At 60.3% G+C, this 12,923-nt stretch carries 8 protein-coding genes; 4 read left to right on the plus strand and 4 right to left on the minus strand.

Annotation, left to right across the window (positions count from 1 at the left end):
* Position 1: 1 nt before the first annotated feature.
* The 3 genes from PMX70_RS02685 to PMX70_RS02695 all read right to left on the minus strand — a co-directional run bounded on the left by PMX70_RS02685 (position 2) and on the right by PMX70_RS02695 (position 9,158).
* Positions 2 to 1,378, minus strand: coding sequence for an L-aspartate oxidase (locus tag PMX70_RS02685; protein WP_271742796.1), 1,377 nt, complete (start codon positions 1,376 to 1,378; stop codon positions 2 to 4).
* A gap of 56 nt (positions 1,379 to 1,434) precedes the next feature.
* On the minus strand, positions 1,435 to 2,460 hold the full coding sequence (gene nadA, locus PMX70_RS02690; protein WP_117735377.1) for a quinolinate synthase NadA: 1,026 nt from the start codon (positions 2,458 to 2,460) through the stop codon (positions 1,435 to 1,437).
* A 485-nt stretch (positions 2,461 to 2,945) separates the two neighbouring features.
* The gene (locus PMX70_RS02695) at positions 2,946 to 9,158 is read right to left on the minus strand and encodes an MBG domain-containing protein (RefSeq protein WP_271742797.1); all 6,213 of its coding nucleotides are present in this window, start codon (positions 9,156 to 9,158) and stop codon (positions 2,946 to 2,948) included.
* Positions 9,159 to 9,401: 243 nt separating this feature from the next.
* Between PMX70_RS02695 and PMX70_RS02700 the strand changes: the two genes are divergently transcribed.
* Both PMX70_RS02700 and PMX70_RS02705 read left to right on the plus strand, forming a co-directional pair.
* Complete coding sequence (locus PMX70_RS02700; RefSeq protein ID WP_271742799.1) at positions 9,402 to 10,124, plus strand: LytR/AlgR family response regulator transcription factor; 723 nt, start codon at positions 9,402 to 9,404, stop codon at positions 10,122 to 10,124.
* Positions 10,124 to 11,401: a sensor histidine kinase gene (locus PMX70_RS02705; RefSeq protein ID WP_271742800.1), complete on the plus strand. Its 1,278-nt coding sequence runs from the start codon at positions 10,124 to 10,126 to the stop codon at positions 11,399 to 11,401. Before PMX70_RS02700 ends, PMX70_RS02705 begins: the two co-directional genes overlap by 1 nt.
* Positions 11,402 to 11,419: 18 nt before the next feature.
* On the opposite strand, the gene PMX70_RS02710 is transcribed toward PMX70_RS02705, so the two are convergent.
* Positions 11,420 to 11,995 carry a hypothetical protein gene (locus tag PMX70_RS02710; RefSeq protein ID WP_271742802.1) on the minus strand — a complete coding sequence of 192 codons (576 nt, stop codon included), beginning with the start codon at positions 11,993 to 11,995 and terminating at the stop codon, positions 11,420 to 11,422.
* A 136-nt stretch (positions 11,996 to 12,131) separates the two neighbouring features.
* Here PMX70_RS02710 and trxA point away from each other — a divergent pair, with 136 nt between their 5' ends.
* Both trxA and PMX70_RS02720 read left to right on the plus strand, forming a co-directional pair.
* Complete coding sequence (gene trxA, locus PMX70_RS02715; RefSeq protein ID WP_117776407.1) at positions 12,132 to 12,452, plus strand: thioredoxin; 321 nt, start codon at positions 12,132 to 12,134, stop codon at positions 12,450 to 12,452.
* 221 nt (positions 12,453 to 12,673) lie between these two features.
* Positions 12,674 to 12,922, plus strand: a complete 249-nt coding sequence (locus tag PMX70_RS02720; protein ID WP_006235225.1) for a hypothetical protein — start codon at positions 12,674 to 12,676, stop codon at positions 12,920 to 12,922.
* Position 12,923: the final 1 nt, after the last annotated feature.

Here is a 12,923-nt window from a genome sequence, read left to right on the forward strand (position 1 = left end):
TCTACTCCTCCACGGCCTGCGTGCCGGCGGCACGGGCCAAATCATCGATTGCAAGGGTATCGGCACTCAGGGCGCGATGACGCCCGTCAAGCGCGGGCTCACCGGCCTGCTCCACGGCCAGCGACTCGCCGGTGCGCATGTACCACGCGGCACGGCGGCCCCAAACCAGAGACTCGAGCAGGCTGTTAGAAGCCAGGCGGTTCTTGCCGTGCACGCCATTGCAGGCCGTCTCGCCGGCGGCGTAGAGTTCGGGCATCGAAGTGCGGCCGTCCTTGTCGACCCATACGCCGCCCATAAAGTAGTGCTGCGTGGGCGTAACGGGGATGGGCTCGTCCAGGATGTCGCGGCCGTCCTCCAGGCAGCGCGCGCGGATATTGGCAAAGTGCCCGGTCACCACGTCGCGCTCGACGGGAGCAAAGCTCAGCCACTCGTTATCGGTGCCGTCCTGCTTCATCTGCTCGCGAATGGCGGCGGCGACCACATCGCGCGGCTGCAACTCGTCGGTAAAACGCTCGCCGGCGGCGTTGAGCAAAATCGCGCCCTCGCCGCGGCAGCTCTCGCTGATCAGGAAGGTGCGGCCCGGCTGCGGCGAGAACAGTCCCGTGGGATGAATCTGCACGTAGTCCAGGTGCTCCATCGTGATGCCGTGCTCCTGCGCGATGTAGCAGGCGTCACCGGTGAGCTGCGGGTAGTTGGTCGAATGGTCGTACACGCCACCGATACCACCCGTTGCCCACAGCGTATGGCGGGCATGGATCTTAAACGGCTTGCCGGCATGTACGCCCTCAGCGGCATTTGCCAGCTCGTCGGCGGGACGAACCGAGTTATCCTCGTCCACGGGAACGGCGACGACGCCGGCGCACACCGTAGCGCCATCGCGCTCGGCGGTCAGGATGTCGGTCATGGCAACGTGTTCGAGAATCTGCACGTTGTCCAGCTTGCGGACAGCCTGGAGCAGCTTGGTCGTAATCTCCTTGCCCGTAATATCGGCATGGAAGGCGATGCGCGGGCGGCTGTGTGCGCCCTCGCGGGTAAAGTCGAGGCTGCCGTCGGCCTTGCGCTCAAAGTCCACGCCCATGGCCAGCAGGTCGTTGATGACCGAACGGCTCGAGCGAATCATGATGTCAACACTCTCGCGGCGGTTCTCGTAATGGCCGGCGTGCATGGTGTCCTCAAAGAAGGCATCGTAGTCAGAACCCTCGGGCAGTACGCAGATGCCGCCCTGCGCGAGCATCGAGTCGCACTCGTCGACAGCGCCCTTGGAGAGCATGATCACGCGCGTGCTCGTCGGCAGATTGAGAGCCGCATACAGGCCTGCCACGCCGCAACCGGCAATGACAACGTCACACTCCATATCGGGGTATTGTTTGGTTTCCACAGGAATCCTCTCCCTTGTAATGTGGCATAAGGAATGGTCCCTCATGTCACATTGGCTTAGCGCGCCGCGTACTCGAGCATGCGGTCGAGCGTGAGCTTGGCCTGATCGGCGGCCTCGTCCGACACGCCAATCTGCACCTCGCCCTCGCCCGTCTCCAGGCAGTGCACGAGCTTTTCGAGCGTGATGAGATCCATGTTGACGCAGGTGGGCTGCACCGCAGGGAAGTAGAACTTCTTGCCGGTGCCCTGGCAGCGGCGCTCGAGTTCGTAGAGCACGCCACGGACCGTCACGATGATGAACTCGCTGGCGTCCGACTCCTCGGCATATTTGATGATGCCGGCGGTGGAGCCGATGTAGTCGGCCTCGGCCAGGACGTCGGCCTTGCACTCGGGGTGCGCCAGCACGAGCGCGTCGGGGTGGGCCTCCTGCGCGTCGACGATCTGCTCGACGGTAATGATGTGATGACGCGGGCAGTAGCCGTTGTTGAGGATGACGTGCTTTTGGGGCACCTGCTCGGCCACAAAGCGGCCCAGGTTCTGGTCGGGAATGAACAAGATGTGCTGCTGTGGCAGCTCGGAGACGATCTTGACGGCGTTAGAGCTGGTAACGCACACGTCACTCCAGCTCTTGATTTCAACCGTCGAGTTGACGTAGCAGACGACAGCTAGGTCGTCGCCGTACTCGGCACGCGCCGCATCGACCGTCTCGCGCTTGACCATGTGCGCCATGGGACAGTCCGCGCCTGGCTCGGGCAACAGCACCGTTTTGGTGGGATTGAGCAGCTTGGCGCTCTCGCCCATAAACTCCACGCCGCACAGCACGATGGTCTGCTGCGGCAGGCTCTTGGCAAGCTTTGCCAGGTAGAAGCTGTCGCCGACGTAATCGGCCACAGCCTGGACCTCGGGCGCCACGTAATAGTGCGCCAGGATCACCGCGTCGCGTTGGGTTTTAAGTTGCCGAATGGCCTCGACGAGCTCTGCGGGCACCAATGCCGCGCGCTCCGTTGCCGTCGTTGCCGATGCTAGGCCGGCCGCGATATCGCGTGCAAGCTCCGACGCATCCATGTTCGCGCTCTGTGCCATCAAGGCCCCTCTCTTTTGGCGAATCTTGGGGCTTTAGTATGACACCTGGCTTTACAGCTGACAAGACAGCTGTAAAGCCAGGTGTAAAGTTGAAATAAAGATTCAATCATGGGGCGGGTCCATTTTCGAACTGGCAAGCTGAGGATAGTTAAAAATGGACCCGCCCCATGATTCGAGCAGCCCGTTTTGTCCTGGACCAAGGGGCGGTGGTCAAAAAAGGCCAAATATGAGTACTGTCACCAAATTGGTAGCAGCGATTTTCCGGTCCAGAGCAGCAAAATCGCTTTGTATGGAGCCCGATTGCAACTCTGAAGGACGAAAATCGATGCACTTTTGGCCGCTGGCACCGATTTTTGAGGCCATGTGGCTGTCACTAAACTGGTAACAGTACTCATATTTGGCCTTTTTTGAGCACCGGGTTTCCGGCAGACCCCAAAAGCGGGCCCGGATCGCTCAATCCGGACCCGCTGGGAACTGGCGCGCGGTTAAGCGCGGCGCTTCATGGTCCACGCCAGCAGCAGAGCTGCCACTCCGGCTGCGAGTACGACACCAGCCATGACATACGTGCTGTCGCCGGACTCAGGCAACGTCTCCTTGCCAGCCTTCTTCTTAGGCTTGGAAGTCGTAGTCGTGGTCGTAGTAGTCGTAGTGGTCTGGCCAGGAGCGGGCTTGGCAGCCTCGGCAACGGTGAAGGTCGTCTCTGCCGTGCCCGTGCTCGAAACCACGCTCAGCTTATGCTCGCCCACGCCGAGCGTATTCAGGAAGCTCGCCTTGAGCGTCACGATCGTAGAGCCCTCGGTGAGCACGTAGTTCTCGGCAGCGACCTCCTTATCGTCAACCAGCACCTTCTGGAAGAACACGAGCGGCGCGTTCGAGCGGAAGCTCAGGTCCTTGGCGGCCTCGACCACCATCGTCTGGCCCTTACCGTCGGTGATCTCGGGCTTCAGAATCGCGATCTCCTCGGTCTTGCCCTTCTCGCGGCAGACGGTGCACTCCTGATGCTTCTCACCCTTGGCCTCGACCGTCGCCGGCTTGTCGACGACCCACTTAAAGGTGTGCCCAGCCTTGTCGATGATCTCGCCGCAGCGGCAGACGTGCCAGTGATTCTGAGCGTCGTGCGCCCAGCCAGAGCCGTCGGGCTCGTGCTTGAGGACACCCTCGACCGTCACATTCACGTCGCCCTCGACATCCTTGAGCTCATAGGTGCCCTTGTCGGAGAGCTCGATGGCCTTACCGTCGACCTTGACGGCGTAGCCCTTGCCCGCAAAGTACGCGCTGTCGATGCTCATGGTGAGCGTTGCGGTCCCATGCCAATCAAGCTCGGTTGCCGTCGAGGTGAGCGCATAGCCCACCTGATTGCTCGGCAACGCCACGACCAGCTTGCGGCCGGCAGCCACGGTGATCTCGGTAGCAGAGGAGGCATCGTAGTTGGCCTTAGCCTGGTAGCGCACCTCGTACACGCCGGCGGCGAGATCCGTGAGCTCGGTCACGCCCTCGCCCACGGCCTGATACTTGGCGGCATCCTTGGCGCGCCACTCCATCGTCGCGTCGACGCCCACGATCTTACCGTCATGTTTGCCACTCACGGCCTCGGCCTCGGCCTGAACCTTCGGCGCGTCCTGATCGGCGTTCTTGATGGAGAACCCACACGTCAGACCCTCAGTCGGAAGCGCGTAGTTGCCCGCGGCCTTACCCGTCAGCGCTGTGAGGGTCGCCTGATACGAATCGCCAGCCTCGACCTGGGAGCCCACGACGGTCGCGCCAAGGTCATCCTTGCCGTTGACGTTGCCGAGCGTCGCCTCGGGGCAGTGCTCCTCGCCGTCGTAGACAAACTCACTGGTGCCCCACGTCACGGTGAGCGGCCGCTGGTTGATGGTGAACACGCCATCGACGAACGTGATGCTGTAGTTGGGGTTTGCACCCTCGGGCTGCGTCAGCTGCAGAGCATAGCCGCCGTCGCGCACGTTGTCGTTATTTTCGCGCTCGATCTCGAGGCCCTGAAGCGTTTCGCCCGCGACGAGTTTGCCAGAAGTGACATCCCACGTAAACACGGGATCAGCCTCGCCGTAGGTCTTAGAAGCGTCCTGGGCGGTGACCGTAATCGCGCACGGCTTGACCTCGAGCTCAACCTTGCCCTCGGCGGTCGCACCGTCAATCGTCACCTGGTAGGCGACGGTCAGTTTGCCGACGTCCTTAATCTTGGGGGCCTCGGGGGACCAATTCTTGCCGTCGGTGCTGTACTGAGCCGTTGCGCCCTCGGGTAGTCTCGTCGCATCGACCGTGTGATACGCACCGTCGTACTCGTCGGAGTAGCCAACGATGGCGGCAGCCGGAATCTCGACCTCGGCAAGCTTGTGACCGCAGACCTTGCACCGCTGTTGCTTGGAGCCCTTCTCGGTTGCCGTGGGGGCCTTGACGACGACCCACTCAAAGTCGTGCTTGGCCTCGTCGATCTTGTCACCACAGGCGCACTTATGCCAATGCGTGCTGTCGTCGGAGAGCCACTCCTCGTTCACGACCTCGTGCTTGCGCACGCCCTCGACGGTGATGGTGGTCTTCTCCTCGACATTGCTCAGGACGAACTTTCCATCCTCGCCCTTCTCGAGAACAACGCCGTTCGCCTTGACGACAAAGTCGTCGCCCGCGTAGTAGCCATCGGAGATCTTTACCGAGAACTCCACGCTTTCGTGCCACTGCAGTCTGTTCGGGCTATGCCAGTCTATCGAGTAGGCGTCATTCTCACTAGAAAGGGTGACCCATAAGTACTTACCGTTGTCGACATGCACTTCCACAGGCGCGGACGGCATGTAATTTTTAGTCTCGGCATACCAGACCTGGTAGTCGCCAGCGGCAAGATTCTCAATCTTACCGTCTTCGGAAACCATGGTCTCGCCATCGGCGTCCCCGGCTTCGGTGCGGAACAGGCGGTAGGCGACGCCGCCGTGCGCGCCTTTAATCTTGCCGTCGCACTTGCCACGGATGGTTTCGGCGGTAGCCTTCAGGCCCTGAGGCTTCTCCTGCTCGGCCTTATAAATCGTGTAGGTATACTCAAGGTTTTCGGTAGGAAGGGCATAATTCTTGATGACCTCGGGGTCACCGGCGAGGCCCGTCACCTTTGCCAGATAGCCACCGGCATCGATGCCCGTCGCGTTCTCGACCTCATAGGAAACCTTCCCCTCGTCACCCTCGGCAACATTGCTGACCGTGACCTTGGGGCCCTGAGGCTCGCCGTCATAGGTATACGTTCCGACCGTCCAGCCAACACCAATCTGGCGCTTGGTGATCTCGAACGTGCCGGTCTGGAGCGTCGGAGCATAGTTCGCCCTCTGGATCTTGTCCCACTTGTCGCCGACCTCGCTCTCCTCGATCGTCAGCGTATAGGTGCCCACGTTCTCGCCGGCCTCACGGCGAATCTTGAACCAAGAGAGCGGGTGGCCCTTGATGATCGAGCCCTCGACGGCCTCGAGCTCAAAGTCCGGATCGTCATAACCGTACACCTTCGAAGCATCCTTGGGCTTCACCGTTACCGGACGGGGATCGACCTTAAGCTCGACCTCGCCCTCGCAGGTGTCGCCAGACGTGAGCGTCGCCTTAAACTCGACGGTCTTGGAGCCAGCATCGCAGATGAGCGGAGACTCGTCGCTCCACTTCTTCACGCCCTTCTCGCGATACTGGATAGATGCGACGGTCTCGGCGTTAACCGTCACGCCGTGCTTTTCGCCATCGTAGATACCCGAGTAGCCGGTAATACCGAAAGCCGGAATCTCGATAGACTCGCGCTCGTAGCCGCACGTCTTGCAGCGCTCGTGCTTGGAACCGGGCTTATCGGCCGTGGCGTCCTGGTCGACGACCCACTCAAAGTCGTGCTGGGCGCGGTCAACGTCCTCCTTGCCGCAGGTGCAGGTGTTCCAGTGCTCGGCGTCGTCGTGCTTCCAACCGCTACCGTCGGCCTTCTTGGGGCCGTCCTTGACCTCAACTGTCAGGGCCTCAGAGGCGTTATGGTTACGGTCGGCCTTAAGACGAACGCTGTATTTGCCAGCGGCGAGGCCCTTAACCGACGTCTCGCCTTCGGCAATCCGCTGATAGTCGCCGGCGGCCTCGGCTTTCCACTCGTAGGTGTTATCAATCCCGTCGATGCTGCCATCTGCCAAGGCATGTCCGGTCGCGGCCGTCGTCTTAACGTCCCTGGGGGCAGCCTGTTCGGCGGGGGTGATCTTTATCTCGAGCTCGCCCTCCACCGGCACGTAGTCGGGTGCGGTAATACGATATTTAATCGTCTCGGCGCATACGTTGCCGTAGACATCGCGCGTGACATTGGTATAGGAGGGGATTCGGTCTTCGTACAGCGAGCCGCCATCGACGCTATATTCGATCTGCGTGCCCTCGGGGGCGTTGTCGACCGTCACCGACGGCGAGTGAGCCTTGCCGTCATAGGTGCCATCAAAGCCCTTGGCCTGAACGTTCTCGAACTGCGTGCCGTAGATGCTCCAGTAGAAAAACTTGCCGTATGTGAAGTTCCCCAGACCCCAAGCCTGGCTCCGGTACGCACCGAGATCTTTCTCGGACACCGATTCACCCCAAGCGAAACGCTCGAAATCGACGCCCTCTTTAAGCTCAATCCATTCGTCGCCAAGCTTATACGTCACCTTAATGCGAGGCGTTATCTCCTCTCCCGTCCACTTATAAGACGGAACGTCGCTGAGCACGTCACCGTTACTGAACCTGACGTTATCCTTCAGCTTGTCGTAGCCGATGATTTCGACCTTGCAAAGATCCTTGCGGTTGGAGTCCTTCTCCGCAAGCGAAGCAGGCTTGATCTTGAACACGCGCTCGAGCGTAACATCGTTCTGCCCTTCGACGGCGACCGTCGCCACCACGCGATAGGTGCCCGCATCGCACGGCTGCGACCCTTCCATCTCGATGCCCTGGGGATTATTGTCATCCACGCCCCTATAGAACCGCGCGCTCACAATCTTTACCTTGCCCTGGGCTACAGCGTTGTCCTTTTGAGACGGCTTAGTCGTAGCAAGCACGGCATCGCGCGGCTTGCCGTTGTAGGTAAAGCTCAGGTCGCCGCTCTTGGACGACATCAGCGAGATCTTCTCGCCATCCCTGGAGTAGACACAGTGTGAGGCCTCATACTGTCCGTTGCACGTAGCCGCGATGCTGTACCCATCCTTGTTGGCGGAATAGGTCCACTCGTGCTCGTGCTTGCGATGGATAACCTTGACCTTGCCATCGGTAACGTCGTATGCAAGGTCGGCATTAGCAAACTTGAGCCTGCTCGCAAGATCCTCCTGCGAAAGATCGCTCGTGCCAAGGTTCACATACTCATAGTAGTAGTACTGCTTATTGGACTCGGGATCGAACTTGGTATCGTCGACAGACAGGACGGCTTCGCCCGTAAAAGACTTATCGACGTGAACCTTGCCGTAGCTACCGGCATCGGATGCGTCGATGCCCTTCGCCTTGACCGTGGTGACCTTCGTGTTGCCAGCGAGCGTCACAGAACCGAGAGCGTAAACCGTGCAGCGCTTCTCGTCCTGACCGCTTATGTCGCGACCGTTGAAATAATCAGAGGGGAACACGTACGAATCATTGATAACCGTATCGTTTATGGTGCACGACGCATCCTTTGCCACCGCAATGGCGCTCGTCATGTGCATCTGATATTGAATATCCCACACCTTGAACATATAAGAGCAGGGTCCATTCCATGACGTATCGCTCGTCGAACGAATGCTGCAGTTATTCAGGGTAACTTTGGCATTTTTGACGCCAATATTGCCCGCATGCACATGGCCGCTCTCGAACTTCATCTCGTCGCATGCAATCATTCCCTGACTGTTGTTTTCGAACGTGCAGCCGCTCAACGTGACCTTGGGGGACTTCGCTCGCCCGACCACGCTCAAGGCGCCGACGCAGTCATCACTATTATTCTTAAACGTGCAGTTGACAAACGTTGCATCCACCGCGACCTGGCTGCCTCTGATAGTCACAGGTGCCGGCGAGGCTTCGTAGATTTCATTATCCTGGTCAACCTTGAATGCGTTGTTCTTGCAGCATTTCCAACCGCTGACATTCACGTTCGTGAAGCTGGCCGTCTCCCCCGCACCCATGGTTCCATAGAGCGTGATTGCCCGAACGGTATCATCGTTATCGGTCCTTGAAACAAGCTTGAGGTTTTTCACGACAAGGTTGAGGCTCTTGCCTGTATTCGGCTTATCGACACCTCCACGCGCTTCGTAATCGTTGCTATCGCTCAAAAACGTTTTTCCATCACAGCGGACCTCGGTCGAGGCGCCCGAATCACCGATGAACTCGACGTAACCGCCCTTAAGCACAAAGAGGGGATGCTGCGAATACGTGAGGTCACGCTTGACGGTCAGCGGGCCGCCCAGAGACGAGCTGTTGGTGAAATACAGGCGAGTCGGATTCTCCTTGGTACCGCCCTCGACCTCATAGTGGTCGATATCGACCGTACCGGCAAACCAGTAGTCTTTGCCGCCGGAAAGTTGGATTACGTCGCTTTCGCCATACGAAAGCTCACTTTTCAAGTGTTTAGGTTTGGTCGCGGTGTACGGATACGCCTCCGCCACCGTAGGCGTAGCAAGCGTTGTCGCCGCGCCTCCGAGCGCTAACGCTGCAGCCAGCGCACAAGCAGCAAGTCTGCGCATCCCCATCTTCTTCTCCCTCATCACAGCTCCCCTTACCCCTATGCTTTCGCGATGATCGTTATCGCTTGGCGCCGGCGGTCGGTCTGATTCCCCGTCCGACCGCCGGCATCGATTGATATGTGTATCCATGGAGTATTGTGAGGTCACCAAAACTGACACCCCGCCGCTCGGCGCGAGTTGCGTACCGTGGGGCGCAAATGGAACGCACCCCCGCGGGTGGCGCGTGCACGATATGGCAAAATCGAGGTACTAAGGGGGCCCAATATGCTCAAAATCATCGCCTGCGACGACGACGTCGCCTTTCTAGATAACCTGCACCGCATGATCAACCGCTGGTCGACCGAGACGGGTACGGCGGTCGATGTTGCACTCGTTACGCGCGGCGAGGACCTGCTGGCACGCCATGCCGCATCGCGCGCCGACATCATCATGCTCGACATGATCATGCCGCTCGTCAACGGCATGGACACCGCCCGCGAGCTGCGCCAAACCGATACCGCCGTGCGCTTGGTGTTCCTCACCTCATCGCCCGAGTTCGCGCTTGAGTCCTACGAGGTCCGCGCCTTCGACTACCTGCTCAAACCCGTAACCTACGAGCGCGTGGCGCAACTGCTCGACGAGCTGTCGAGCCTGCGTCCGGCAGCGACCGATGAGCTCGTCATCAAGACGTCCTTTGGCTACCATGCCCTGCGCCTATCCGATATCGAATATGCCGAGGCTCGCAACAAGCACGTGGTCTTCCACCTGCGCGATGGCCGCGATATCGAGGCGCTCGAGCCGTTCCGCAGCATCGAGGACCGACTGGCCCAAAACGCGACCTTCTTTAAGTGCCACCGCAGTTACCAGGTCAATCTGCGCAACATCGACCACTTTAACCGCACGGAAATCGTCATGCGCTCGGGCGCGTGCATACCGCTCGCGCGCAGCTGCAAGCAGGGATTCCAAGACGCCTACTTTGCAGTGCGGTTCGAGGGCGGGAGACGCTGATGCTTTCCTCGGCAGAACTGGTACTTTGGGCAATCCACCATGCGACGACATTGCTCTTTGGCGTCTTTGCCTCGGCGGCTCTGTGCGGTGTCGAGATCAACGGCCGCCATTCGCTCGAACTGGTGGGGGTCGGCGCCGTAACCGGATGCGCATTTGGCCTCGCCAATGCCGTCGGCGGCGAGCTTTTCGCCCGTCAGGCCTATCCGCTCGTCGTGCATCTGCCGCTTGTCGTCTACCTGTGCGTACGCTATCGCCTGAGTCCGCTGCTCGCCATCTTGGGCGTTACCAGTGCCTATCTGAGCTGCCAGTTTAGCAACTGGATGGGCATCGCCGCATTCGCCGCCACCGATTCGCAGGTCGCGTACTACGTGGCGCGCATCATCACCACGCTCGGCGTCTTTGCCGTCTTATTGCATTGGGCAAGCGACATTGGCCCCCGCCTGGCGATCAAAAGCCCCACCGAGCTGGAGATTCTGCTCATCCTGCCGCTCGTCTACTACATCTTCGACTACGCCACCAATGTCTATACCACGCTCTTCCACTCGGGCTCGGTGGTAACTGTTGAGTTTTTGGCGTTCGCCCTCTGCGCCTTCTACCTTATGTTTCTTGCCGTCTACCTTCGCGAATACGAAGCAAAGGAAATCGCCGAGCGCGAGCGCTGGATGCTCGCGACCCGCGACAACGCGGCCATCAAAGAGCTCGAAGCCTGGCGCCAGTCCGGACGCGAGCTCTCGGTTCTCCGTCACGACATGCGCCACTACCTGCGCGGTCTAGCGGCCCTGATCGAAGAGGGTCACACCGATGAGGCACTCGAGCGCATCGACGCGCTCTGCGAGACCAACGACCGCACCGCCGTGCGCCGCTACTGCGCCAACGAAACGGTCAACATTGCGCTCTCGTCGCTTTCCGCGGACATCAACGCGCACGGCATCACCGCCGACCTGCGCGCCGCCGTGCCCGAAACCGTCCACGTGGGCGATGTCGATCTATTCAGTGTGGTATCGAACGCCCTGGACAATGCCATCGCCGCGGCGAGCGCCGCCCCCGAAGGCAAGCGGTTTGTCGACCTGGACCTTCGCTACGAAGACGGTCAGCTTCTATTGCTGGTTTCCAACACGTTTGGCCGTGCGCCGCACATGGTCGACGGCATGCCCGTGGCTCAGCACACTGGGCACGGTTTTGGAACCAAGAGCATTAAACTTGCCGTCGAGCGCATGAACGGCAACTGCCAGTTCCGCATTAACGGCGACCGGTTTGAGCTGCGCGCCGTAATGTAGGGGCTGCCGCCAGCCTCGCTACAGCGGTGCAGCCGCCGGGGTCAGCTGCTTAATGTAGGCCCACATGCGCTGTTTTGCGGCCTTGTCGGTGAGCGCCGCCTCAAAACCGTCGAGCGCCAGCACGCGGCGCCCCTGCACATGGGCGACCAGGCCGGGCTTGAGCATGGCGGTGTCAAAGTCATCAATCGCCACAAGCATATCGGCATAGGTCTCGCGCATGACATCGGCCGCACTGTTGTCCAGCAGCAGCACCGCCTCGGGATCCAAGGTCTCCAGCGCCTCGCGGAACAGGTCGCACGTCAGGGCCTCGCCCGCCGCGACCGTTCCGTCGCCCGCGCCGGCGACGCTTGCCAGCACGCAAAAATCCTCGGGGGCATATCCGATGGCGCCGAGCGCCTTGCGCAACGCGGCGCCATCCGCGCCGGCAGCCAGCTCGCCGCCCGAGCACTCGGCTTCATCCAAATCGCCTTTGACCAGCACAATCGGCGAGCACGCGTTGCCCGCGATACGCACACCGCGACCTGCAAGCGACGCGAGCTCCTGCTCGGTCGCCTGAGCGATGGCTTCTTTTTTCTGGCTTTGTGACGTGGGCATGCGCTCTCCAATCGTTTGCGTGCCCACCATTATATAAAAGAGCCGCCCGCGAGTGGTTGCTTTGCGGGCCGCTGGGTATAAGCACGGTCGTACTGAGTTTTACGCGGCCGAGCCGCGTCGTATTATGGAGGTCACCATGGCTGACATTAAGCAGATTACCCCCGAGAACTTCGATTCCATCGTTAACGACAGCCTGCCCGTACTGGTTGATTTTTGGGCCCCGTGGTGCGGCCCCTGCCGCTCGCTCTCGCCCATCGTAGACGAGGTTGCCGACGAGCTGGCCGGCAAGTTGGCTGTGGCCAAGTGCAACGTCGACGACAACCAGGACCTGGCCATGAAGTTTGGCGTCATGAGCATCCCCACGCTGATCGTCTTTAAGAACGGCGAGGAGGTCGACCGCTCGGTCGGCGCCTTGCCCAAGGCAAGACTTCAGGCACTGCTGGAGAAACATCTGTAATACGCTTGTTACCCATCTGCCGTCCATGAGCGGTTTCGCACCGCTCGCCGGAGTGCCAAACGCAAGGTATGCGACCACGGATAGTATGGTAGATACAAACAGCCCCCAGTGAACGGGTGCGGGTCAGACGGACTCGCACCCGTTTTCTTATGCGGCGGCGCTCAAGGCGGGCGTAGTAGAATCTGAACCACCATATCGCCCCGTACAAAAGGAGACTCCCCATGCATGACGTCGGAATGAACATGAGCCAGCTTGCCATGAGCGTCAAGCAGGTCGACGACACCATTGAGCTCGCTCACGAGTGGAGCCATCAGCTGCTGCATGCGACCGAGAACTTTGACATGGAGCGCATTGGCGCCAAGCTCGAGGCCGCCATGGCGGCACTCCACGAGGCGCACGATGCGCTCGAGGGCTACGAGGAGGCCATCGAGGCCGACCACAACTCCGTCGGCTCTGTGAAACTGGTGTAAC

The sequence above is a fragment of the Collinsella aerofaciens genome, assembly GCF_028206795.1.
GTDB classification, from domain to species: Bacteria; Actinomycetota; Coriobacteriia; order Coriobacteriales; family Coriobacteriaceae; genus Collinsella; species Collinsella aerofaciens_AX.

What these genes read in the sequence shown, in the direction of transcription:
- PMX70_RS02720 (WP_006235225.1), top strand. Translation starts at nt 12,674, where the DNA reads ATGCATGACGTCGGAATGAACATGAGCCAGCTTGCCATGAGCGTCAAG.
- PMX70_RS02695 (WP_271742797.1), bottom strand. Translation starts at nt 9,158, where the DNA reads ATGAGGGAGAAGAAGATGGGGATGCGCAGACTTGCTGCTTGTGCGCTG.
- trxA (WP_117776407.1), top strand. Translation starts at nt 12,132, where the DNA reads ATGGCTGACATTAAGCAGATTACCCCCGAGAACTTCGATTCCATCGTT.
- PMX70_RS02710 (WP_271742802.1), bottom strand. Translation starts at nt 11,995, where the DNA reads ATGCCCACGTCACAAAGCCAGAAAAAAGAAGCCATCGCTCAGGCGACC.
- PMX70_RS02705 (WP_271742800.1), top strand. Translation starts at nt 10,124, where the DNA reads ATGCTTTCCTCGGCAGAACTGGTACTTTGGGCAATCCACCATGCGACG.
- PMX70_RS02700 (WP_271742799.1), top strand. Translation starts at nt 9,402, where the DNA reads ATGCTCAAAATCATCGCCTGCGACGACGACGTCGCCTTTCTAGATAAC.
- nadA (WP_117735377.1), bottom strand. Translation starts at nt 2,460, where the DNA reads ATGGCACAGAGCGCGAACATGGATGCGTCGGAGCTTGCACGCGATATC.